The sequence below is a fragment of the Amycolatopsis sp. NPDC006125 genome (assembly GCF_040614195.1).
Lineage (GTDB): Bacteria > Actinomycetota > Actinomycetes > Mycobacteriales > Pseudonocardiaceae > Amycolatopsis_E > Amycolatopsis_E tucumanensis.
In genome coordinates this window covers 1-21,911 of record NZ_JBEXTZ010000050.1, presented here as the reverse complement: position 1 = coordinate 21,911, position 21,911 = coordinate 1, and the positions used below count along the sequence as shown (strand labels likewise).

At 72.4% G+C, this 21,911-nt stretch carries 25 protein-coding genes; 18 read left to right on the top strand and 7 right to left on the bottom strand.

The genetic code is table 11. The features are described from left to right. Nucleotides 1–3: 3 nt before the first annotated feature. The 4 genes from ABZ193_RS24410 (at nucleotide 4) to ABZ193_RS24395 (ending at nucleotide 3,585) form a co-directional block, all read left to right on the top strand. Nucleotides 4–1,074 carry an amidohydrolase family protein gene (locus ABZ193_RS24410; RefSeq protein WP_354711596.1) on the top strand — a complete coding sequence of 357 codons (1,071 nt, stop codon included), beginning with the start codon at nucleotides 4–6 and terminating at the stop codon, nucleotides 1,072–1,074. 15 nt (nucleotides 1,075–1,089) lie between these two features. Next, on the top strand, nucleotides 1,090–2,265 hold the full coding sequence (locus ABZ193_RS24405) for a GAF domain-containing sensor histidine kinase (protein ID WP_020416098.1): 1,176 nt from the start codon (nucleotides 1,090–1,092) through the stop codon (nucleotides 2,263–2,265). Then, a complete protein-coding gene (locus ABZ193_RS24400; RefSeq protein ID WP_020416097.1) occupies nucleotides 2,253–2,918 on the top strand; it encodes a response regulator transcription factor in 666 nt (221 codons plus the stop codon). Before ABZ193_RS24405 ends, ABZ193_RS24400 begins: the two co-directional genes overlap by 13 nt. Before the next feature lie 70 nt (nucleotides 2,919–2,988). Continuing rightward, nucleotides 2,989–3,585: an ATP-dependent Clp protease proteolytic subunit gene (locus ABZ193_RS24395; RefSeq protein ID WP_354711593.1), complete on the top strand. Its 597-nt coding sequence runs from the start codon at nucleotides 2,989–2,991 to the stop codon at nucleotides 3,583–3,585. 390 nt (nucleotides 3,586–3,975) lie between these two features. Here ABZ193_RS24395 and ABZ193_RS24390 read toward each other — a convergent pair whose 3' ends face one another. Beyond that, nucleotides 3,976–4,716, bottom strand: a complete 741-nt coding sequence (locus ABZ193_RS24390; protein WP_354711592.1) for an SDR family oxidoreductase — start codon at nucleotides 4,714–4,716, stop codon at nucleotides 3,976–3,978. A gap of 175 nt (nucleotides 4,717–4,891) precedes the next feature. On the opposite strand from ABZ193_RS24390, the gene ABZ193_RS24385 reads away from it, so the two are divergent. The 5 genes from ABZ193_RS24385 to ABZ193_RS24365 all read left to right on the top strand — a co-directional run bounded on the left by ABZ193_RS24385 (nucleotide 4,892) and on the right by ABZ193_RS24365 (nucleotide 9,119). Then, nucleotides 4,892–5,839, top strand: a complete 948-nt coding sequence (locus ABZ193_RS24385) for a nitroreductase (protein WP_354711590.1) — start codon at nucleotides 4,892–4,894, stop codon at nucleotides 5,837–5,839. 26 nt (nucleotides 5,840–5,865) lie between these two features. Then, the gene (locus ABZ193_RS24380; protein WP_354711588.1) at nucleotides 5,866–6,492 is read left to right on the top strand and encodes a TIGR03085 family metal-binding protein; all 627 of its coding nucleotides are present in this window, start codon (nucleotides 5,866–5,868) and stop codon (nucleotides 6,490–6,492) included. Between the two features lie 89 nt (nucleotides 6,493–6,581). Continuing rightward, nucleotides 6,582–7,607, top strand: a complete 1,026-nt coding sequence (locus ABZ193_RS24375) for an ester cyclase (protein ID WP_237337984.1) — start codon at nucleotides 6,582–6,584, stop codon at nucleotides 7,605–7,607. Between the two features lie 92 nt (nucleotides 7,608–7,699). Continuing rightward, nucleotides 7,700–8,122, top strand: a complete 423-nt coding sequence (locus ABZ193_RS24370) for an SRPBCC family protein (RefSeq protein WP_354711586.1) — start codon at nucleotides 7,700–7,702, stop codon at nucleotides 8,120–8,122. A gap of 31 nt (nucleotides 8,123–8,153) precedes the next feature. Further along, nucleotides 8,154–9,119 carry a nucleoside hydrolase gene (locus ABZ193_RS24365; protein ID WP_354711584.1) on the top strand — a complete coding sequence of 322 codons (966 nt, stop codon included), beginning with the start codon at nucleotides 8,154–8,156 and terminating at the stop codon, nucleotides 9,117–9,119. Here the strand turns inward: ABZ193_RS24365 and ABZ193_RS24360 are convergent. Next, nucleotides 9,097–9,612 carry a DUF305 domain-containing protein gene (locus ABZ193_RS24360; RefSeq protein WP_354711582.1) on the bottom strand — a complete coding sequence of 172 codons (516 nt, stop codon included), beginning with the start codon at nucleotides 9,610–9,612 and terminating at the stop codon, nucleotides 9,097–9,099. The two genes, ABZ193_RS24365 and ABZ193_RS24360, sit on opposite strands and share 23 nt — an antisense overlap. Before the next feature lie 120 nt (nucleotides 9,613–9,732). On the opposite strand from ABZ193_RS24360, the gene ABZ193_RS24355 reads away from it, so the two are divergent. The 3 genes from ABZ193_RS24355 to ABZ193_RS24345 all read left to right on the top strand — a co-directional run bounded on the left by ABZ193_RS24355 (nucleotide 9,733) and on the right by ABZ193_RS24345 (nucleotide 12,262). Continuing rightward, nucleotides 9,733–10,590 carry an oxidoreductase gene (locus tag ABZ193_RS24355; protein ID WP_354711580.1) on the top strand — a complete coding sequence of 286 codons (858 nt, stop codon included), beginning with the start codon at nucleotides 9,733–9,735 and terminating at the stop codon, nucleotides 10,588–10,590. 82 nt (nucleotides 10,591–10,672) lie between these two features. Continuing rightward, on the top strand, nucleotides 10,673–11,293 hold the full coding sequence (locus ABZ193_RS24350) for a TetR/AcrR family transcriptional regulator (RefSeq protein ID WP_237337979.1): 621 nt from the start codon (nucleotides 10,673–10,675) through the stop codon (nucleotides 11,291–11,293). A gap of 132 nt (nucleotides 11,294–11,425) precedes the next feature. Further along, complete coding sequence (locus ABZ193_RS24345; RefSeq protein ID WP_354711578.1) at nucleotides 11,426–12,262, top strand: oxidoreductase; 837 nt, start codon at nucleotides 11,426–11,428, stop codon at nucleotides 12,260–12,262. Between the two features lie 76 nt (nucleotides 12,263–12,338). On the opposite strand, the gene ABZ193_RS24340 is transcribed toward ABZ193_RS24345, so the two are convergent. Both ABZ193_RS24340 and ABZ193_RS24335 read right to left on the bottom strand, forming a co-directional pair. Next, a complete protein-coding gene (locus tag ABZ193_RS24340; RefSeq protein ID WP_354711576.1) occupies nucleotides 12,339–13,184 on the bottom strand; it encodes a helix-turn-helix transcriptional regulator in 846 nt (281 codons plus the stop codon). Nucleotides 13,185–13,276: 92 nt separating this feature from the next. Beyond that, nucleotides 13,277–13,969, bottom strand: a complete 693-nt coding sequence (locus ABZ193_RS24335) for a CAP domain-containing protein (RefSeq protein WP_063710125.1) — start codon at nucleotides 13,967–13,969, stop codon at nucleotides 13,277–13,279. Between the two features lie 124 nt (nucleotides 13,970–14,093). Here ABZ193_RS24335 and ABZ193_RS24330 point away from each other — a divergent pair, with 124 nt between their 5' ends. The 3 genes from ABZ193_RS24330 to ABZ193_RS24320 all read left to right on the top strand — a co-directional run bounded on the left by ABZ193_RS24330 (nucleotide 14,094) and on the right by ABZ193_RS24320 (nucleotide 16,570). Further along, complete coding sequence (locus tag ABZ193_RS24330; RefSeq protein ID WP_020416082.1) at nucleotides 14,094–14,720, top strand: LysE family translocator; 627 nt, start codon at nucleotides 14,094–14,096, stop codon at nucleotides 14,718–14,720. An 18-nt stretch (nucleotides 14,721–14,738) separates the two neighbouring features. Continuing rightward, nucleotides 14,739–15,065, top strand: coding sequence for a hypothetical protein (locus ABZ193_RS24325; RefSeq protein WP_157358367.1), 327 nt, complete (start codon nucleotides 14,739–14,741; stop codon nucleotides 15,063–15,065). A 107-nt stretch (nucleotides 15,066–15,172) separates the two neighbouring features. Further along, nucleotides 15,173–16,570, top strand: a complete 1,398-nt coding sequence (locus tag ABZ193_RS24320; protein ID WP_354711573.1) for a hypothetical protein — start codon at nucleotides 15,173–15,175, stop codon at nucleotides 16,568–16,570. Between the two features lie 17 nt (nucleotides 16,571–16,587). Here ABZ193_RS24320 and ABZ193_RS24315 read toward each other — a convergent pair whose 3' ends face one another. Continuing rightward, on the bottom strand, nucleotides 16,588–17,094 hold the full coding sequence (locus tag ABZ193_RS24315) for a hypothetical protein (protein WP_354711571.1): 507 nt from the start codon (nucleotides 17,092–17,094) through the stop codon (nucleotides 16,588–16,590). 117 nt (nucleotides 17,095–17,211) lie between these two features. Between ABZ193_RS24315 and ABZ193_RS24310 the strand changes: the two genes are divergently transcribed. After that, entirely contained in the window at nucleotides 17,212–18,081 is an 870-nt protein-coding gene (locus ABZ193_RS24310; RefSeq protein ID WP_354711569.1) for a helix-turn-helix transcriptional regulator, read from the top strand. Between the two features lie 26 nt (nucleotides 18,082–18,107). Continuing rightward, the gene (locus ABZ193_RS24305) at nucleotides 18,108–18,989 is read left to right on the top strand and encodes an NmrA family NAD(P)-binding protein (RefSeq protein WP_354711567.1); all 882 of its coding nucleotides are present in this window, start codon (nucleotides 18,108–18,110) and stop codon (nucleotides 18,987–18,989) included. A gap of 482 nt (nucleotides 18,990–19,471) precedes the next feature. Here ABZ193_RS24305 and ABZ193_RS24300 read toward each other — a convergent pair whose 3' ends face one another. After that, complete coding sequence (locus ABZ193_RS24300) at nucleotides 19,472–20,362, bottom strand: MBL fold metallo-hydrolase (RefSeq protein WP_354711565.1); 891 nt, start codon at nucleotides 20,360–20,362, stop codon at nucleotides 19,472–19,474. Nucleotides 20,363–20,439: 77 nt separating this feature from the next. On the opposite strand from ABZ193_RS24300, the gene ABZ193_RS24295 reads away from it, so the two are divergent. Further along, on the top strand, nucleotides 20,440–21,042 hold the full coding sequence (locus ABZ193_RS24295) for an HD domain-containing protein (RefSeq protein WP_354711563.1): 603 nt from the start codon (nucleotides 20,440–20,442) through the stop codon (nucleotides 21,040–21,042). A 73-nt stretch (nucleotides 21,043–21,115) separates the two neighbouring features. Here ABZ193_RS24295 and ABZ193_RS24290 read toward each other — a convergent pair. Further along, the coding region (locus ABZ193_RS24290; RefSeq protein WP_354711561.1) for an MFS transporter at nucleotides 21,116–21,911 on the bottom strand (796 nt) is incomplete at its 5' end.

Sequence of the window (21,911 nt, the reverse complement as noted above, 5' to 3'; positions counted from 1 at the left end):
CCGATGCTCGCCGACGCCCACGCCCACCTGCTGCCCCGCGACTACCCGGCCGACGCCCCCGAGTGCTTCCCGCGCATGACGCCGGTCGACGGCGACACCGCCCGTGAGCTGCTGTTCGGGTCGCTGCGGTTCCGCGCCCGGGACGCCTTCTTCGACGCCGAGCGGCGGATCGAGGAGATGGCCGCGTCCGGGGTGGACTTCGAGGTCCTCAGCCCGATGCCGCCGCTGCTGCGCTACGACCTGCCGCTGGCGGACGGGCTGGCGCTCGCCCGGCACGTCAACGAGTTCACCGCGCAGCTGTGTGCCACCGACCCCACGCGGTTCGCCGGGTTCGGCATGGTGCCGATGCAGGACCCGGACACCGCGGCCGCCGAACTGACCGCGATCGCCGAGGCCGGGCTGCGGGGCGTGGAGATCGCGTCCAACGTGCTCGGCGCCTCGATCGGCGACGAACGCTTCCTGCCGTTCTTCGCCGAGGCCGAGCGGCTGGACCTGCCGGTGTTCGTGCACGCCATGCCCGCCCCGATGGACCGCCTGCCGGCGTCGGCCATGGGCACCTACGTGGTCGGCATCGAGGGCGCGCTCGCGGCGGCCTCGCTGATCAGCGGCGGGACCGCGGCCAAGTGCCCCGGCCTGCGGATCTCCTTCAGCCACGCCGCGGGCGGCTTCCCGCTGATGGTGACCCGCGCCCAGTACTTCTGGAGCGGCACCTGGAACGAGGAGCCCCCGGTGCGGGAGAGGGCGATCATTCCCGACGACGGCCCGTCGCCGCTGGAGTACGCCCGCCGGTTCTTCTACGACTCGATGGTGTTCGACGTCCGCGCCCTGCGCTACCTGGTGGACCTGCTCGGCGCCGACCGGCTGCTGATCGGCTCGGATTTCCCGGCCATGCCGCGCGAGGAACCGGCCGGCCGCACCGCACGCCTGCTGGGGCTGCCGCCGGAGCAGGAGGCGGACCTGTTGTGGCACAACGCGTTCCGCTGGCTCGGTATCGACCCGCCCGTCCGGAGTAGGACATCTGTCGCGGATCCCTTGCGTGCGGGCGCTCGCGCTGGTGAGACTGGGGGCCGCTGAACGAAGGGGTCCAGCTTGACCGAACTGACGAGCGCCTGCCACCGCGGTGCGCGGACGGCCGGTGACGGGCAACGCCGGCTCGCCGCGATCGCGCGCGCCGCGTCCAGCGTCGCCGACGCGGCCTCGCTGAGCGTGACGCTCGACGTCGTGGCGCGGGAGGTCGTGCAGGCCACGCACATCGCGGCCGTGCAGATCCTGCGTGTCGAGGGCGGCACCATGCGGGTCGTCGGCAAGGCCGGGTTCACCGACGCCGACGACTTCACCGAACGCCTGGAGGAGTGCCGCCGGCTGGGCGCCCGGCTGATGTTCGTCGAAGCGTTCCAGGCCCAGAAGCGGATCGTCGTGCCGCACCGCAAGGCCGCGGTGCTGGCCGATCCCGCGTGGGGCCCGCTGCACGCGATCATGGGCGCCCCCGACTGGGACACCTTCGCCGCGGTCCCGCTCGTGGTGCGCGGCCGCGCGGTCGGCGTGCTCAACGCGTTCTACTCGCCGGGCGAGGACCCGGCGGGGGAGATGCTGGAGTTCCTGGAGGCGATGGCCGACCAGGCCGCGATGGCCGTCGACTCGGCCGACCTGCTGGCCCGCTCCCGGCAGGAGGCGCGGCTGGAGGAGCGGGCCCGGCTGGCGCGCGAGCTGCACGACTCGGTGGTGCAGCAGGTGTTTTCGATGCGGATGCAGGCCAAGGCGCTGCGCGCGCACGCCGGCGACGGCAAGGTGCGCGACATCGCCGACGAACTGCTCGACCTGGCCCAGCAGGCGCTGGCCGACCTGCGCGGCCTGGTGCTGCAGCTGCACCCGCTGGAGCTGGCGGGGCGCGGGCTCGGCGAGGCGGTGCGGACGCTGGCTGAGTCGGTGCAGGCGTCCTCCGGGGTGAAGATCCGGTTCTGGTCGGGCGAGCAGCCGGAACTGCCCGCCGAGCAGGCCGAGGACGTGTTCCGGATCGTGCAGGAGGGCCTGCACAACGTCGTCAAGCACGCCCAGGCGACCACCGCGGTGGTCAGCGTGTCCAGGGCGGGCGGGGAACTGGTGGTCGAGATCTGCGACGACGGGATCGGGCTGACCGGGCCGCCCGCGGGCGGGCTCGGCGTGGTGTCCATGCGGGAACGAGCCCAGCGCTGGAGGGGAACGATGGAGATCGGCAACACCGCCGCCGGGTGCCGGGTCAGGGTGCGGATGCCGTGCCCGCGGTGACCGGCGTGATCGGGGTGCTGGTGGTCGACGACCACGCCGTGGTGCGGCGCGGCATCGCGGCCTACCTGGAAAGCGCCGAGGGCATCGAGGTGGTCGCCGAGGCCGCCGACGGCGAGCGGGCCCTGGCGGAGCTGGCGCGGCTGGCCGCGCAGGGCGAGCTGCCGCAGGTCGTGCTGATGGACGTGCTGATGCCCAAGGTGGACGGCATCACCGCCCTCAAGGCGATCACCGCGAAGTACCCGGGCGTGCGGGTGGTGGTGCTGACCAGCTTCGGCGAGACCGAGCGCGTGCACGTGGCGCTGCAGGCCGGGGCGGCCGGGTACCTGCTCAAGGATGCCGATCCGGACGAGGTCGCGGCCGCGATCCGGTCCGCCGCGCGGGGCGAGGTGCACCTGGACCCGGCGGTGGCGGCCCGGCTGACGCGGCAGCTGGTGTCGCCGCCGATGGGGCTCGCGGCGCTCACCGCGCGCGAGCGGACGATCCTGGCGCTGGTCGCGAAGGGGCTGTCCAACCGGCAGATCGCGACGAAGCTGTCGATCAGTGAGCGGACGGCGCGCACTCATGTGAGCCACGTGCTGACGAAGCTGCAGCTGCCGTCGCGGACGCAAGCGGCGTTGTTCGCGATTCGCGAGGGGCTGATCGACGCGGGTTGATCGCTTGTGGCGAACACGCTCAGGGCGAACACGCCTGTCCGGAAATGGTTGCGCCGCCTAGGTTCGGGGCATGACTCTGCGAATTCTTCCGTCGGCGAGCGCGTCGGCCTCTTTGGACGATTCGGTCTTCGAGCAGCTGTTGCGCGACCGCATCGTGTTCCTCGGCTCGGAGGTGACCGACGCGGTCGCCAACCGCATCACCGCGCAGCTGTTGCTGCTGGCGGCCGAGGATCCGCGCAAGGACATCACCTTCTACATCAACTCGCCGGGCGGTTCGGTGACCGCTGGCATGGCGATCTACGACACGATGCGCTTGATCCAGCCCGACGTCTCCACGTGGGGCCTGGGTTTCGTGGCGTCGATGGGCCAGTTCCTGCTGTCCTCCGGCACGCCCGGAAAGCGCTATCTGCTGCCGAACACGCGGGTGGTGATGCACCAGCCGTCGGCGGGCATCGGCGGGGAGGCCACCGACATCGCGATCCAGGCGGAGGTGTTCGGCCGCATGAAGCGCCGCCTCGCGGAGATCACGGCGCGCCAAACGGGCCAGCCGCTGGACCGCATCGTGGCCGACGCCGACCGCGACCGCTGGTTCGACGCCAAAGAGGCGCTCGCCTACGGCTTCGTGGACCACATCGTGGGCGCCGACGAGGAGGCGGTCAGCGCGTAGGGATCGCGAGCCGCTGCGGCAGCGCCCGGCGCCGCGCGGGTGGCGCCCGGGCGTAACCGGGAACATGTGTGCTCGACCGGGACCGCGCGGACGACGGCGCGGGATGCGCGGGTGGGCGGTGGCCGGGACCGCGCGAGCCTGACCGCGTACGCGCGGACCTGATGGGGAACGCACCAGGGCGGCCCGGGAATGCGCGAGCCTGATCGGGAACGCACCGGCCCCGGCCGGGACAGCGCGGATCTGGCCGGGAACGCACCGGGACCGGCCGGGAATGCGCGGCCTGAGCCGGAAGGCGCGGACGGTCCCGGTCGGGCCGCGCGGAACCCGCCCGAACGCGCCGGAACTGGCCGGGAACCCGCGGCGGCCGCCGGCCGGTGCCCGCGGTGCGGCTCAGATGTTGAACCCGCCGTCCACGGCGATCATCGCGCCGGTCAGATACGCGCCGCCGTCCCCGGCGAGGTGCGCCACGGTCGCCGCGACCTCGGCCGGGGTTCCGTACCGCCCGAGGGCGGTGAAACCGGCGGCCGTCGCCGCGAACGGACTGTCCGCCGGGTTCATGTCGGTTCCGATCGGTCCCGGGTTGATCTGGTTGACGGTGATGCCACGGGGCCCGAGTTCCCTGGCGAGCCCCCTGGTCAGGCCGGCCAGTGCGGACTTGCTCATGGCGTACAGCGAGAACCCGGGGAAGACCACCCGCTCGGCCACGTTGCTGCCGATGTTGATGATGCGGCCGCCCCCGGTCATGTGCCCGGCGGCCGTCTTCGCCGCGACGAACGGCGCCCGCACGTTGACCGCGACCGTCTCCTCGAACGCCGCCGGCTCGAGTTCCGCGACCGGCCCGGTGTGGTAGACGCCCGCGTTGTTGACCAGGATGTCGAGCCGCCCGAGCCGGGCGGCCACCCGGTCCACGGCGGCGGTGACCGCGTCCGGGTCCGCGCTGTCGGCTTGGATGGCCAGCGCGTGCCGTCCCGTGGCCTCGATCTTCGCGACCACCGTCGCGGCGGCTTCCGCCCCGCGCTGGTAGGTCAGCGCCACATCGGCGCCGTCCTCGGCCAGCCGCAGCGCGACAGCCGCGCCGATGCCACGGCTACCGCCGGTCACCAGGGCGACCTTGTTGTCGAAAACGTTCATGTCCTCCACGATGTCCGCCTTCCGGCGGCTGATCCGGCGGGATTCGGACCTGTCGTTCGGGCACACCGAAGGGACCGAAGTCCCTGCTGTCGGGCACCTTGTGCTCTGCCGCGGCGCGGCCGCGCGCGGGAACAGTGGACCGGGCAAGCACTCCAGCCCGCCCCGGGAGAACCACATGTCCGTGATCCGCTCCGCCCTCGAAGCGGCGGTGCGCGCGCCGTCGCCGCACAACTCCCAGCCCTGGCGGTTCGAGGTCGCCGGCGACCGGATCGACGTCCTCCTCGACGGCGACCGCGTCCTGCAGGCAGCCGACCCAGACGGGCGCGAGGCACGGTTGTCCTGTGGCGCCGCGATCCTCAACCTGCGTGTCGCGATCCGGGCCGCGGGGCGCACGCCCGTCGTGGAACTCCACACCGATCCGGTGCGGCTGGCCACGGTCCGCGCCGGCGGCCCGCGAGCCGCGAGTCCCGAAGACCACGCGCTCGCCAGGGCGATCGCCTACCGCCGCAGCAACCGCCGCCCCTTCACCGAACGCACCGTGCCCCCGCACGTGCGGGAGGCGCTGGTGCGGGCCGCGCTCGCCGAGGGCGCCGAGCTCACCCTGGTGCGGGAGCCGGGCCTCACCGGTGAGCTCGCCATGCTGTTGCGCCGCGCGGAGCGGACCCAGCGCGCCGACCCGCGGTTCCAGGACGAACTGGCCCGCTGGACCGTCACCGAGGGCGCCCGCGACGACGGCGTGCCGCTGGTGGCCGGCGGTCCCCGCGCCGAACCCGGCACCCAGCTCGCGCTGCGCCGCTTCGGCGGAGGCGGCGGCGAGCGGCCCTACGAGCGCACCCCGCTGCTCGCCGTGCTGTCCTCCTACACCGACGTGCCGCTGGCGCAGGTCCGCACCGGCCAGGCGCTGCAACGCGTCCTGCTCACCGCCACCACCGCCGGGGTGAGCGTGTCGTTCCTGTCGCAGGCGGTCGAGGTCCCGGCGATGCGGTCCAGCCTGCGCCGCCTGCTCGGACGGCCCACCCACCCGCAGGCGGTGCTGCGCTTCGGCTACGGCTTCAGCGCGCCGGCCACCCGCCGCCGCTCGGTGGACCAGGTGACGCACCACCTCGCGGAGGCCCCGTCCTGAGCCCTACCGCCCGGTAGGGTGGCGTCATGGGTGTCGCCGCCGAGGAACGTCGTCAGTTGAGCCGCCTGCTGGACGAGACCGGGCCGGACGCGCCCACCCTGTGCGACGGGTGGCTGACCCGCGACCTCGCCGCGCACCTCGTCGTGCGGGAGAGCCGTCCCGACGCCGCGCTGGGCATCCTCCTGCCGCCGCTGGCCGGGCACACCCGGCGCGTGCAGGACGGCATCGCCGCGCAGCCGTGGTCCCGCCTGGTCGAACGGGTGCGGCGCGGTCCCGCCTGGTACTGGCCCACCTCGATCGGCAAGCTCGACGAGCTCACCAACACCGCCGAGTTCCTCGTCCACCACGAGGACGTGCGCCGCGGACGGCCGGGCTGGGAACCGCGCCCCGCCGACCCCGCCCGTGACGCCGCCGGCTGGCGGGCCGCCCGCGGCGCGGCGAAGCTCAACCTGCGACGCGTGCCCGTCGGCGTCACCCTGCGCACCACGGACGGCCGCGAAGCCACCGTCCGCGGCGGCGCCGAGCAGGTCACCGTCACCGGCGACCCGGTGGAACTCCTGCTGTTCGTCTTCGGCAGGGACGCCGTGCGCGTCGAGTTCGAGGGCGACTCCACCGCCGTCGACAAGCTCAAGTCGAGCGGGCGGGGGATCTGAGCCCCGGTCTTTCGGCCCTAGCCACCGCCACCGCCGGGGACGACGCTGGAGGGTTCCGGGCACCACCAGCACTTCCCAGGGAGGGTTCCGTGTACGCACGAATGAACACGCTCATCGGCGACCCCGCCCGGATCGACGAGGTCACGCACTACCTGGAAACCACCGTGCGCCCCTTCGTGGAGGCGCAGGCCGGCAACCGCGGGCTGGCCGTCCTGACCGACAGCACGCTCGGCATCACCGTCGTCGGGTCCTACTGGGACTCCGCGGAATCGATGACGCTGTCCGAGCACGCCGTGGAGGCTTCCCGCAAGGAGGCCGCCGAACTGGCCGACGGCATGATCACCGTGGACCACTTCGAGGTCGCGGTGTTCGCGCGCCGCAGCAGGCCGGGTCCCGGCGCGGGGATCCGGATGACCACCATCGACTGCCCGCCCGGCGAGATCGGCGCGGCGGTCCAGGCGTTCCGCGAGACCGCGCTGCCCGGCCTGATGAAGATGGACGGGCTGTGCAGCGCGCAGATGCTGGTCGACCGCGAACAGGGCCGCTGCCAGGTGATCGCGGCCTACGAGACGGCCGAGCACCTGGCCGCCAGCCGCGCCGGCGTGGCCCGGCTGCGTGCCGACACGCTCGCGCGGATCCACGCGCAGGTGCGGTCGGTCGGCGAGTACCGGCTGCTGTTCACCACCGTCCGCGAGGGCGGCACCAACAGCCTCACCCAGCGCTGGACCGACCTGTGGAACGCCGGCGACCGCGAGGGCTGGCAGGCGATGACCGACCAGTCCGCCTTCGAAATGCGCGCCCCCGGCGGCTTCCGGCTCGCCGGCCGGGAGGCGCTGGACGCGGAGTGGTCGACGTGGCACGACGCGTTCCCGGACAACCGGGTCACCGTGGTGGCCATCTACGGCGACGACAACGGAGGCGTGCTCGAAGGCCGCTTCCAGGGCACCCACACCGGCCCGCTGGTCACCCCGGCCGGCGAGATCGCCCCGACCGAGCGGACGGTGGACATCCCGTTCTGCGAGGTGCACCGGGTGGGGGCGGGCAAGATGACCGACAGCCACCTCTACTTCGACCAGCTGGAACTGCTGACGCAACTCGGGAAGATCGACACCTGATCACCGGCCGCCGGACGCGGGGTTTCCCGCCACTGCGGGAAAAACCGCGTCCGGCGGTACCCGGTCGTCGCCGCGTCCGCTACGGTCCGGCCATGCAGTTCGAGGTCACCAGGCGGATCGACGCCGGGCTGGACACCGTCTGGGCCGTGTTGACCGACGTGGCGAAGTGGCCGACCTGGACGGCGTCGATGTCCTCGGTCCGGCTGCGGACCACAGGCCCGCTGCGAGTGGGCAGCGAAGCGGTGGTGAAGCAGCCGGGGCTGGCGCCGCTCGTGTGGCGGGTCACCGAGCTGACCGACCGGCGGAGCTTCACCTGGCAGGCCCAGGCCCGCGGCGTCACGTCGGTCGGCCGGCACCGGCTGACCGCCGGCGGTGACGGCGCGGTGACGGCGGTCCTCGGCGTCGAGCAGCGCGGTCCGCTCGCCCCGCTCGCCGGGCTCCTGTTCGGCGCGCGGATCCGCCGGTTCGTGACCATGGAGGCCGACGGGCTCCGGCGCGCCGCGGAATCGGGATGATCACGGCCTCCCGTTGTGGGACGCTGCCCGTGTGACACGCAAGGTGATCCTCGACGTCGACACCGGCACCGACGACGCGGTCGCGATCATGCTGGCCGCCCTGCACCCCGAACTCGACCTGGCCGCGGTGACCACGGTCAACGGCAACGTGCCGCTGTCCGCCACCACCGGCAACACGCTGCGCGTGCTGGACGCCATCGGGCGGCCGGACATCCCCGTGCACCCGGGCCTCGCGCACCCGATCGCGCGGCGCGGCTTCCCGGGGCAGACGCACTTCGAACGCGACTCGGACCGGGACATGCACGGCTCCGCGCTCCCGTTGCCCGCGCCGGTGACCGCCGCGCGGGACGAGTCCGCCGTGGAGTTCCTGCTGCACACCCTGCGCGACGCGACCGAGCCGGTCACGCTGGTGCCGGTCGGGCCGCTGAGCAACATCGCCACGGTGCTCGCCGCCGACCCGGGCGTCCGGGACGCCGTCGACGAGATCGTGATCATGGGTGGCGCGCACGCCTACGGCAACGTGACCCCGTCGGCCGAGTTCAACATCTGGGCCGACCCGGAGGCCGCCGCGATGGTCCTCTCGGCCGGGTTCCCGCGCCTGACGCTCGTCCCGCTCGACGCCACGCACCAGGCGCTCGTCACCCGCGCCGACTGCGCGAAGCTCGCCGGGCTGGGCACCGCGGCCGGCCGCGCGGCCGCCGACCTGATCACCCGCCGCATCGACGCCTACTCCGCGGGCCACGGTGTCAACGCCCCCGATTCCGCGCCCGTGCACGACGCGGTGTGCGTGGCCTACCTGGTGCGGCCCGAGGTGATCACGACCCGCCCGGTGCGCGTGGAGGTCGAGACGACCGGCGCCCTGACCGTCGGCCGCACCGTGATGGACGTCCGTCCTAACGCGACCGGCGAGCCGAACGCGCAGGTGGCGTTCGGGGCGCGGGCGGAGGTGCTGACCGAGTTGCTGCTGGAGACGTTCAGCGGGCCAGCCGCGCGTTGATCTCGCCGATCAGGGCCTGCTGTTCACGCACGATTTCCTCGGCCAGCGCATGGGTTTCCGCGTGCTGGCCGGTGGAGAGCACGGCCTGCGCCATCGCCACGCCGGCGCCGAGGTGCTGCGCCATCGTGGTGAGCCAGGCGCGGTCGAACTCGGCGCCGTAGCTGTCCTCCAGCGCGGTGAACGTGGTTTCCGGCAGCATGCCCGGCATCGTGTGCCCGGCGTGGCCGCCGCCGTGGCCTGCGTTCCAGTCGCGCAGCCAGCCGTTCATGCGCGCGATCTCCGCGGTCTCCTCCTCGGCGATCTCGTGCGCGGTGGCGCGCACGAACTCCGACTCCGCCCGCTGCTCGGCGAGCCCCGCCAGCCGCACCGACTGCTCGTGGTGGGGCACCATCTCCTGCGCGAACCGGATGTCCGCGTCGTTGCCGCCGGGGCTCGCGGGAGCGGTCCCGCACGCGGCGAGCACGAGTCCGAGCAGCACGATCAGTAGACGCATCTGTCCTCCGTCGTCGGGTTCGTCCGGTGACGGGGGATACGTCCGGCGCGTCCGGGCGGTTCAACGCGCGGTTCGTCAACACCGTGTCGGTTTCTTTCAACGTCGTGTAGAGTTTCGGGTATGACGAAGCGAACCTTCCTGATCACCGGCGCGAGCAGTGGCCTGGGCCGCGCCTTCGCGCAGGGCGCGCTCGCGGCCGGTCACACCGTGGTCGGCACCGTGCGCAAAGCCGAAGACCTGGAGAAGTTCGAGGCCCTCGCGCCCGGACTCGCCCACGCGCGCCAGCTCGACGTGACCGACGACCAAGCGGTGTTCGACGTGGTCGGCGAGGTCGAGCGCAGTGTCGGACCGATCGACGTGCTGATCGCGAACGCCGGCTACGGCCACGAGGGCGTGTTCGAGGAGTCCTCGATGGCCGAACTGCGCGCGCAGTTCGACACCAACGTCTTCGGTCTGGCGGCCACTGTCCACGCGGTCCTGCCGGGCATGCGCAAGCGGCGCTCCGGGCACATCCTCGCCGTCAGCTCGATGGGCGGGCTGATGACCGTCCCCGGGCTGGCGTACTACTGCAGCAGCAAGTACGCGGTGGTGGGCATGCTGGAGACCCTGGCCAAGGAGGTCGCGGGACTCGGGGTGCGGGTGACCATCCTCGAGCCCGGTTCGTTCCGCACCGACTGGGCGGGCCGCTCGATGGTGCGGAGCGAGCGGTCGATCGCGGACTACGACGAGCTGTTCGATCCGATCCGCGCGGCCCGGCAGGCGGCCAGCGGCAACCAGCTCGGCGATCCCGCCAAGGCCGCCGAGGCCGTGCTCAAGGTGGTCGAGGCGGAGAAGCCGCCGGTGCACCTGCTGCTCGGTTCGGACGCGTTGCGTCTGGTGGCGAGCGGGCGGGCCGCGGTGGCCGCGGACATCGAAGCGTGGGAAGAGCTGTCGCGGTCCACGGACTTCCCCGACGGCCACCAGATCGCGGCGAACTGATCGTGACGGCCCGGCCGCCGGAGACCCGACGGCCGGGCTGTGCCACCGTAAGCGGTGCCGACGGAAAGAGGAGGGGCGGGCCATGCCTGATCCGGTCAAAGCGGGGCGGCGGCGGGCCGGCGCGCCGTCCAAAGGAGACCTGCGTGAGCTGAAGATCCTCGAAGTCCTCGAGGACCTGCTGGCGGTGAAGAGCTTCGATGCGCTGACGATCAACGACATCGCCGAACGCGCGGGCCTTTCCCGTGCGTCGATGTACTTCTACTTCAGCTCCAAGCAGGAGGCGCTGGTCGCCCTCTTCGCCAGGAACGTCGAGGCGCTCCGGGAGAAGTCCCGCGCCGCGGCCGACGATCCCGCACCTCCGCGGGAGGCGATCGAGACGGCCATGAGGCGCACCCGCGACCGCTGGCGTGAGCACGGCCTGATCATGCGCGTCGCGATCGACCAGGCCTCGACCATCCCCGAGATCGGGGCTTTGTGGACGGAGACCGCGGAGATCTTCATCGACGCCATCACCGCGATCCTGATCCGCGCCGGTGCCGCGGACCACGACGGGCCGGACGGCGCACGGGCCGTCGCGCGCGCGTTGTGCTGGATGATCGAGCGGAGTTTCTACCACGCGTCAGCGGTGTCCCGCGAGGCGCTCGACCAGGCAGCCGAGACCTGTCAGGTGGTGTGGCTGCGGGCCGCGGGGATCGAGCCCTGACCGATCCGCCGCGTCCGGCGCGGGTGGGTGTGACACACCCTGGGGCGGGACGGGGGACGTCATTAGCGTCGATCCGGTCAGGACGTGCGGGCTCCTCCGCCCGCCGGAGACGGTCGAGGGATTGGAAGCGTCATGTCGTACAGGTGGCTCATCACCGGATGTTCGGGCGGGCTCGGGCGGGTCCTCGCCGAGGCGGCCCTGAGCCGCGGTGACCAGGTTGTCGCCACGGCTCGCGATCCACGGTCGCTGGAGGATCTCCTCGCGCGTCACCCGGAGACCTGCCGGGTGACGGCGCTCGACGTCACCAAGGCGGGGGACGCCGCCGCGGCGGCCGCCCTGGCCGAGCGGGAGTTCGGTGGTGTCGACGTCCTGGTGAACAACGCCGGGTACGGCATGCTCGGCGCGATCGAGGAGGGGACCCCGGACGAGTACCGGCCACTGTTCGAGACGAACGTCTTCGGCGTGATCGAGACGACCCGGGCCGTCCTGCCACTCCTGCGGAAGGCCGGTGGCGGGCGGATCGTGATGATGTCCTCCGGAGCCGGGATCGCGGGCATCGCGGGCGATGGCTACTACAACGCCACGAAGTTCGCCCTGGAGGGCCTGTCCGAGGCGCTTGCCCAGGAGGTCGCGCCGTTCGGGATCGCGACGATCATCGTGGAGCCCGGCCCGTTCCGCACCGAGTTCCTCGGCCGCTCGATGCGGGTGGCCGCCGCGGAGATGCCGGAGTACGCCGAGACCGCCGGGGCCCGCCGCAGGTACCGCGCCGACAACGACGGACTGCAAGCCGGGGACCCGCGCAAAGCGGTCGACGTCATCCTCCGCGCGGTCGACGCCGAACGTCCCCCGCTGCACCTCCCTCTCGGCGAGAGGGCCTACGCGCTGGCGCGGACGAAGTTCGCTGCGTTCCTCGAGTCGATGGACGAGTGGGAGCCCCTCGCGCTGAAGACCGCGTTCGGCGACGCCTGAGCGGCATCCGGCGTTCGATGCCAACCGATTGCGGATCGTCGCCTCCTGGCCGGATGCACCACACTGCCCGTCAGGCTCACCGAGAGCTCGTCGGTGTGCGCTGCTCGTCCTGTCGCGCGGCCAGCTCGCGCAGCAGGACGAGCGCGTCCGCGGTGGCGCTGCCGGGTTTCGCGCTGTAGACCGACAGGTGCTGGCCGGGTGCGCTGGTGACGGCCAGCGATTCGAAGTGCAGGTGCAGTTCTCCCACCCGCGGGTGGCGGAAGTGTTTGTCCTCGCGCGTGCGCGGGCGGATCTCGTAGCGTTCCCACAACGCGGTGAACGCGGGGCTGTGCCCGGACAGTTCGCCCACGACGCGTTCGATGCGCTCGTCGTCGGGGAACTCGGCCGATGCCGCGCGCAGATTGGCCGCCGCGGTCTCCGCGGCAGTGTCCCAGTCGAGGTAGAACTCGCGGGCGAACGGGTAGAGGAAGATCATCCGCAACAGGTTGTCGAAGCGCGTGAACCCGGCGTAGAGGGCGGCTGCCAGCGCGTTGGCGGCGAGGATGTCCTGGGCGGCGCCGACGATGAACGCCGGGGATTCGTGCAGGCCCCCGAGCAGGCGCAGGAGGTCGTCGCTGACCCTGGTGGTGGCTGCTCGCGACGCGGCCGCGGGCAGGCCGAGGCGGAACAGGTGACCAGAAGCAGCGTCGTCCAGCCGGAGCGCCCGGGCGATGGCCTGCAGCACCTGGCCGGACGGGTGCCGTTCCCGGCCCTGCTCGAGCCGGGTGTAGTAGTCGGTGCTGACGCCGGCCAGCAAGGCGACCTCTTCCCGGCGCAGGCCCGGCACCCGCCGATCCCGGTCGTCGGGAACACCGGCCTGGCGCGGTGTCGTCAGGTGACGGCGGGCCCGCAGGTAGTCACCCAGCTCGTTGTCGCGTTGCACGACATTCACCGTAAGCCCCGCCGGGGGAGCGGCGGGTGGGGGTGACGCACCCTCCATGTGCACGGAGGCTTGCCGTCGCGGCGCCTGGACGCTCAGAAGCCGAAGTTCTGGGTCCAGTACCAGCCGGACTTCGCCACGCCCACGCCGAGTTTGGTGTAGGAGCAGTTGAGGATGTTGCGGCGGTGGCCGTCGGAGTTCATCCACATCTTCACGGTCTGCTCGGCGGTCGTCGAGCCCTTCGCGATGTTCTCCGCGCCGGGGCTGGGGTAGCCGGCGGCTTTGATGCGGTCGGCGAAGGTGAGGCCTTCCGGTGTGGTGTGGGAGAAGTAGCCGCGCGCGGACATGTCGTCGCTGTGCTTCTGGGCGGCGGTGGCGAGGCGGGAGTCGGCGCCGAGGGGGCCGCACCCCGCAGTGGCGCGTTCGGCGTTGACCAGCGCCAGGACCTGGCCGGTGAGGGACGTGTCGGCGCGCGGGGTGCTCTTCGCGGTGGTCGTGGTGCGTTTGGTCGTCGTGGTGGTCGGCTTCAGCGGCGGGGGCGGGGTGGTCGTGGTGCTGCTCGGGGGTGCTGGGGGAGGAGTGGTGGTCGTCGTGGCCGGCGGGGTGGTCGCCGGGGTGGACGGTGTGGTGACCGGCGGCGTGGTCGGGACGGACTGCACGGCTGCGACGCGCACCGGCTCGTCCCGCAAGCCGCGGACGGTCAGCAGCCCGCCCGCCGCGATCGCGACGCCGAGCAGCACCGCGACGGCCACGAGCACGTTCCGGCGCCGGGGGATTCGGGGGGACACGAGCGGAGAAAGTATCACGGAACGGTAACGGTGCCGTCCTCCCAATGGCGTCACCTGGCTCACCCGTCCGGAGTAGCCGGAAACTCGCTGTGATCTTCCTGGCGGGTCGTGTGAAGATTCCGCCATGCCGATCGACCCGAACCTGCTGGCGCTGTTCGTGCTGACCACAGCCGTCGCGATGATCACCCCCGGACCGGACATGCTGTTCGTCCTCGGCTGCGGCATGCGCGGCGGCCCGCGGGCCGGCCTCCTGGCGACCGCCGGGGTGGCCGTCAGCGAGGCGGTGCACGTGGCGGTCGCGGCGGCCGGGCTGGCGGCGCTGTTCCTCGCGGTGCCGGTGGCGTTCACGGTGGTGCGCATCGCCGGGGCGATCTACCTGGTGTACCTGGGCGTCCAGATGATTCGGCACCGAAAGGGCGTGCCCGGCGAGGTGCCCGCGGGCGGCGTGACGGGCCGCCGAGCCTTCGCGACGGGCCTGCTGACCAACCTGCTCAACCCGAAGATGGTCACCTACACGATCGCGCTTCTGCCGCAGTTCGTGGACCCGTCGCTCGGCCGGGTGTGGCTGCAGTTCGCCATCCTGGGCGCGATCCTCATCGCGATGGAGTTCCTGGTCGACGGCACGGTCGGCGTGCTGGCCGGCCGCATCGGCGAGTGGCTGCGACACCGCCGGGCCGCCCGCCGCCGCATCGACGTGGCCACCGGAGGCCTCTTCATCGGCCTCGGCGTACGGCTCGCGGTGGACCGCTGACCCCGCTTGGGATCCGGGGTGCAGCCGCTCGATCCGGTGACGAGGCAGCCTGTCGGTTTTCCGGAGTTGCCGGAATCAGCCTTCACGTTCGAGTGCTTTCAGGTGGACATCGCGCTCGAGATCGGACAGGTCGACTTCGGCCTCGCGAAGAAGGGGATTCCTGCCATTGACTTCGGTGCGAGCGACTTGTCGAAGGTTTTCTCGATCGCGCCTTGGAACTCCTCTACGGGGCGAATGCCGAGCTCAGGCAAATGCACATTTGAACGCGATTGCCGGACGAATGATCCCCGGGAATCCTGCTCCACCGAGCTCATCGGCGATCCTCGTCAAGCTGGGGGCCGGTAGTCGCCTAGACTCTGCCGGTTCGGTCTTCTCCGGGGGTCAACTGCATGCTCACCGCACAAGCGGCGCCACCGCGTCCTTCGCTGCCGCGGCGTGGTGCCTCGCGCTATGTGGCGCTGTTCGCGGTCGCGGGGGGCGCCGTCTTCTGGCTCGTCCACTCGAGCATCATCGACGACTCCTACATCACGCTCAGCTACGCGCGGAACCTCGGCCTGCACGGGCACTGGGGGCTGATCGCCGAGCAGACCTCGAACACCGCGACCTCCCCGCTGAACGTGCTCATCCTGGGCGCGCTCACCGCGGTGCTCAGGCACCTGGTGTGGGCCCTCGGGGTCCTGTTCGTGCTCGCCAACGTCGTGCTCGGGACCGCTCTCCGGCGCGTCACGCGGGCGCTGTCCCTGCCCGCCTGGGGTGCGGTCGCCGCCTGGCTGGTCGTTCTGCTCAACCCCCTGTTGCTGTCCGCGGTGGGGCTGGAGGTCACCCTCACCGCCGCGGTGCTGGCGCTCATGCTGATGGCCGCCGTGGAGGCTCGGGCCGCAGCCTTCGGCGTGTGCGCGGGGCTGGCGGTGCTGACCCGGCTCGATCTGGCGATCATCGTCGTCGTCCTGTTCGTCGCCTCCCGGGCGTTGTGGCGTTCCTGGTGGAAGGCGGCCGCGGCGGCGGGGGTGGTCGCCGGGCCCTGGTTCCTGTTCAGCTGGCTCGCCCTGGGGTCCTTCGTGCCGGACACGCTGCTCATCAAGACCCAGCAGCGATCCTGGGGCGGCTACCAGTTCGGCGAAGGACCGCTCCTCCTGCTGCGCTTCTACCCGGCGGCGATCGTGCTGGCCTTCCTCCCGGCGGTGCTCGGCGTGCTCGCCCTCGCCGTCTGGGCGCGGCGGCGGGCACAGCTGACCCTCCCGGCCGCGCTGGGGCTCGCGGGAATCCTGCACTACCTCGCCTACACCGTCCTCGGCGTGCCGCCCTACCACTGGTACTACGCGCCGTCGCTGATCTGCCTCTCCCTGTTCGCCGCCCTCGCCGTCAGCGCGGTCGCCCGCGGGCTCGCTCTCCCCGTGGGTCTCCTCGTCGTGTGCCAGCTGGGGTTCGTCCTGCAGCACGGTGTGCCCTGGCAGCGGGCGGCGGTGACCACGAACTGGGCCAGCCCCGCGCAGTACGCGACCGCAGGCCGGGAGCTGAAGGCCCTCGTCGGCGACCAGCCCGTCCGCCTCGAAGGCGAGATCGGGGCCATCGCCTACTTCTGCGAGTGCACCGTCCTCGACCAGTTCTCCGACCGCACCCAGCTGATCTCCGCGATCGACACCGTGACCGCGCAGGCGGGGCCGGTCAAGCGGTGGCTGCTCCGCCTGAACTACCACTTCCTCGACCGGACCCCCGCGCCGCTCACGCCGCGCTACGTCCTGCGGGACGTCGCGACCCCACCCTCCGGTGCGCCAGCGTGGCCCGCCACGTCGCCGTGGCACGGGCCCGGCGCGCCACCCGACGGCTACTACGCGCTGCTCCCCGCTTAGCCTTCCGGGCGCAGCCCTCAGCCGGGCAACAGAGCTCCGATCCCGCTGAGGATCATCCCGATCACGGTGTGGGCGCCAGTGCCGAACGCCAGTGACAGGGCGTAGCCGACGGCGGCGTCCGCGGCGATCGTCTCGTCGCGGGTGGCCAGCCAGTACACGATGAAATCGCCATCGCCGTCCACGGAGAAGTCGGCGACCTGACGACCGTTCCGGACGAGCCGGCTCGTCGCGCTGCTGTTGGGCTTCAACTGGTAGTGATGCTGATCCCAGGCGAGATCGACCCGGTAGGTGCGGCGGCGCAGTTCGCCGGGCCCCGGCGTGATGACGGCACGACGGCCATCGATGCGGACGCCGAGCTGCTGAGCCTGCCGGGTTCCGATGGGTACGTGCGCGTCGGCCCGCGCGGGCACGAGACGGCGGATCTCGACCGCGGGCACGCCGGGTCCGGACAGTTCGACAACGCCCGCGTCCTGGTCGACGTCGGCTTTCAGGTCACCGTAAAAGGCGTCGGTGACGGTGTGCATCCCCGGTGCTCCCCCTGCCGGCACTGCGAAACCTGGTCGCGAGCCCGATGTTACCGATGCGTTCCTACCCACCGCGTGGACAGGCAACGGGAGGCGATCGCGAGGGAAACTGGCTTCATGAGTCAGTCGAGGGCCGGCAAGTCCTCCGCCGGCGAGCTGGGCGAGTTCCTGCGGTCCCGCCGCGCGGCGGTCACCCCCGAGCAGCTCGGGATCGCCCCCTCCTACGGCGACCGGCGGCGCGTGCCGGGGCTGCGGCGCGAGGAACTCGCCGAGCTGGCGGGGGTCAGCACGACCTACTACACCCGCCTCGAACAGGGCGAGAACCACCAGGTTTCCGACGCCGTCCTCGACGCCATCGCCCGGGTGCTGAAGCTGTCGCCCGACGAGCGCGCCCACCTGCACCGGCTGGCGCGCGCCCTCCCGCCGGTGCGCGGCGCCGGCCACGAGGACCAGGTCCGCGCCCCCGTGCGCGACCTCGTCGCGGGCAGCCGCGGTGCCGCCGTGCTCGTCGGCCGGCGCACCGACATCCTCGCCGGCAACCCGCTCGGATACGCCCTGTGGGGGCTCACCCCCGAGGAGATCGCCACCATCGGCACGGCCCAGGCGCCCAACCAGGCCCGCCGGGTCTTCCTCGACCCGGCGGCCCGCGCGTTGTTCGCCGACTGGGAACGCCAGGCCGAAGACCTCGTCGCCTACCTGCGGATGGCCACGGCCGAACGGCCCGACGACCTCGCGCTCCACCAGCTCGTGTCCGACCTCGCCACTGGCAGCGACGACTTCGCCCGCCTGTGGCGGGACCACCCGGTGCGGGATTGCCTGCACACTGTCCGCCGCTACCGGCACCCCGTGGTCGGCGAGCTCGAGCTGAACGAGGAGATCCTCCGCCTGCCCGACGACCCGGGGCAGCGGCTGATCATCAGCGCGGCCGAGGCCGGCACCCCGTCGGCGGAGCGACTCGCCCTGCTCGGCTCACTCACCGCCAGTTGATCACCGTCCGAACCAGAGGAACACAGATGATCGTCGTCTCGTCCGCCACCAGCAACACCGGTTCCGCCGTCGCCGAGGCGCTCCTGGCCGCCGGCGAGAAGGTCCGCGTGCTCGGCCGCGACCGGGCCCGCCTCCAGCGGTTCGCCGACCGCGGAGCCGAAGCCGTCGAAGCCCGCAACGACGACCCCGGCAGCCTCCGCGGCGCGTTCGACGGCGCCGAGGCGGCGTTCGTCATGATCGCGCCCGGCCTCATCCCCGGCAGCACCGACTACCCCGCCTACCAGCGACGCGTGATCAGCGCCCACCGCGAGGCGCTCGCCGCCGTGCCCGGTCTCACCCGGATCGTGAGCCTCAGCGGCTGGGCCGCCAACTACGACGGCGCCCGCGGACCGGTGTGGGGTCTGCGCCCGCTGGAGGAGGCGCTCGACACCCTGCCCGGCGTGGAACCGACCCACCTGCGGCCGGGGTGGTTCATGGAGAACACCCTGCCGATGATCGAGGAGATCCGCGCCACCGGCGTCGCCCGCGGGCTCATCCCAGCCGATCTTCCCCTCCCGGCCATCGACACGGCCGACATCGGGCAGGTCGCCGCCGACCTCCTCACCGGACGGCGCGCCGCGGGCACCCGAACCGTCGAGCTGCAGGGGCCGCGCGACATCACCCTCGCCGAGATCACCGCGGCCATCGGCAAGGCACTCGGACGCCCCGGCGCCCGCTACGAACAGATCGACGCCGCCACCCTGCGCGATTCCCTCCTCGCCGGTGGTTTCTCCGCCCACATGGCCGACGGCACCACGGCCATGACCAGTGACGTCGCCGAACGCCGCATCGCGATGACCCAGCCGCGGACCGCCGAAACCGCCACGCCCACGACCTTCGAGGAGTTCCTCGCCCGCGTACTGGGCTGAGAAGCCGAGCCGGTGGCCGCCTCATGACGGGGCGGCCACCGGCGTGTTTCCGGTCGAGGGCGAGAGGTCGAACGGCGTGGGGAGCCAGTGGGGCTCGCCGTCACGGAACCGGGGCGCGTCCAACGCCGGGCGCGGGCCGCGATCGCCCGGCTGCGGTGCGGAATTGGTCCAGCACCCGCAGGCGGCGGGGGTGTTCGGGCCAGCGGGGCGGCAGGGCACAGGCGTCCAGTGGGGTTGGCTGTCGCGGCAGCGGGTTTGGTCCGTTGCGTGGGAAGGGCTGCGATCGCCGGGTTGCGGGTGCGGATTTGGTCCAGCACCCGCAGGCGGACGGCGGGGGTGTTCGGGCCAGCGGGCGGAACGGCACCGGCGTCCAGTGGGTTTGGCCGTGGCGGAAGCGGGTTTGCTCGTTGCTTGGGGAGGGGCCGCGACCGCCCGCCCGCGGGTGCGGATCTGGTCCAGCACCCGACGGGCGGCGGGCGTGTTCAGGCCAGCGGGCGGAACGGCACAGGCACCCACCGTGCCTCGCCGTCGCGGAAGTGGATGTGTCCGATGCCGGGGAAGGGCAGGTGTGCGCCGCCGATTGTCCAGCCATGCGTGCGGATCTCGTCCAGCAACCGCAGGCGCGCGGCGCGGGCGGCCTCGTGATCGCTGTCGATCGCCATCACCACGTGCGGGGCGGGCAGCTGCACCGTGTGGCAGTGCATCGTGTCGCCCCACAACAGCAGCTCCGCGTCGCCGACGAGGTAGCCGCTGTGGCCAGGCGTGTGGCCGTGCAGGTCGATGGCCGTCACGCCGGGCACGGGGGAGTCGCCGTAGTCGAAAGTGGACAACCGGCCTCGCGCGCGGTAGGGCGCCAGCGCCTGCCCGGCCCACTGGTGGATCTGCGCCTGCACGCCCTCGGCCCGCGTGGCGGCCTCCTCGTCCAGCCAGTGCTCGGCGTCCGCGGCCGCCACGTGCACGGTCGCGCCGGGGAACGCGGCGTCCCCGTCCGGCGTGAGCAGGCCGAAGACGTGATCGGGGTGCAGGTGCGTGATGAGGATGTCGTCGACCTGCTCGGGCGGGGTTCCCGCGGCGCGCAGGTTCGCCGTCAGATGACCGGTGCCCGGGCCGAGGGACGTGCCGGCCCCCGCGTCGACCAGCACGGTGCGCCCGGCAAACGTGAACAGGAAGGTGTTCACGGCCGTCAGCGGGTCGCCCTCCGGTGGGAGGAAACCGTCGGCCAGCAGCTCGGTGATCCGCTGCGGGGACTCGCCGTGCATGTCGGCCGCGTGGATCGGCAGCGCCCCGTCGTACACGGTGGTCACGGTGAGAGCTCCGACGCGGGTGCGCGCGAAGCCCGGCGCCTGGGTGGTGGCTGATCCCGATGAACTCATGGTCGCAGTGTCCGTCGCCCCGGCGTCCGCGTGCCTGTCCCTGTCATGGGTACCCGTTTTTCCGCGACAATGAGCGCATGCGGCTCACCGATGTCTCCCTTCCGGACAGTCCCGTCTGTCTCAATGCGATCGACGTGGCGAAGACCTACACCTCGCCCGCGCTGCTGAACCACTCGTTCCGCGCGTACGTGTGGGCCGCGGCCTACGGGGACGCGCACGACGTGGCCTTCGACGCCGAGTTGCTGTTCGTCGCGGCGTTGCTGCACGACGTCGGGCTGGTCGCGGAGTTCGACAGCCACACGGTGCCCTTCGAGGTCGCCGGCGGTCACGTCGCGTGGGTGTTCGCCGCGGGAGCCGGGTGGCCGCGGCAGCGGCGGGAGCGCCTGTCGGAGGTGATCGTCCGGCACATGTGGCGCGAGGTGGACCAGGACGAGGACCCGGAGGGCTTCCTCCTGGCCCGCTCCACCGGGGTCGACATCACGGGCCGCCACCTCGACGATTTCCCCGCCGGGTTCCAGGCCGAGGTGATGGACCGGTATCCCCGGTTGACCCTGGCCGAGGAGTTCGTGCGGTGCTTCCAGGACCAGGCCAAGCGCAAGCCGGACAGCTCCGCGGCGGCCGCGATCGGCAACGACCTCGCCACCCGCATCGTCCGGAACCCCCTGGAACAAGCCCGGTAGCCCACGACGCGAGAACGGCCGACGAGCGTTTTCGCCGCTCATCGGCCGCTTCCCGAGGAACAGTCGCCGGGGTTCAGAGGCTCGTCACCTCCTGCTTCGGCGCGGACTCGGCCCGGGCGGTGCGGATCGTGGCCAGCCCGAGGAACCCGCCGGCCACGGCGATCGCGGCCGCGCCCAGGAAGGCGGCGGAGAAGCCGTCGGTGAGGGCGGCCGCGTCGCCGAGTTCACCGGCCCCGAACGAGAGACCGACGGCGGTCATCGCGGCCAGGCCGAGCGCCGAGCCGATCTGGTAGGCGGTGTTGACGATCCCGGACGCGAGCCCGCCCTCCTCCGGTTTCGCGCTGGAGATCGCCATGCCCAGCGACGGGATGAACGCCAGCGCCTGACCGAGCGCGGCGACGAGCGACGCCGGCAGCACGTCGACCACGAACGAGCCGGTCGGCCGGACGAACGACAACCACACCAGGCCCGCCGCCAGCGCCCACAGTCCCGCCACGATCAGGGCCTTCGACCCGAAGCGGGCGATCAGGCGCGGCGCCACGCCGACCATCAGGATCACGATCAGCAGGGTCATCGGGAGCAGCGCCGCGCCGCCGGCGAACGCGCCGTAACCCAGGACCTGCTGCAGGTACAGGTTGAGGAAGTACCACATCGGGATCCACGCGGCGCCCAGCAGGAGCTGCGCCAGGTTCGCCGCGCCCAGGTTCGGCGTGCGGAAGATGCCCAGGCGCACCAGCGGAACCCGGCGGGACCGCTGGATCACCAGGAAGATTCCCAGCAGCACGACCCCGCCGGCCAGCGCGCCGAGCGTCGCCGCCGATCCCCAGCCCTGCTCGGGAGCGCGCACGATGGCGAACACGGTGAGCGCG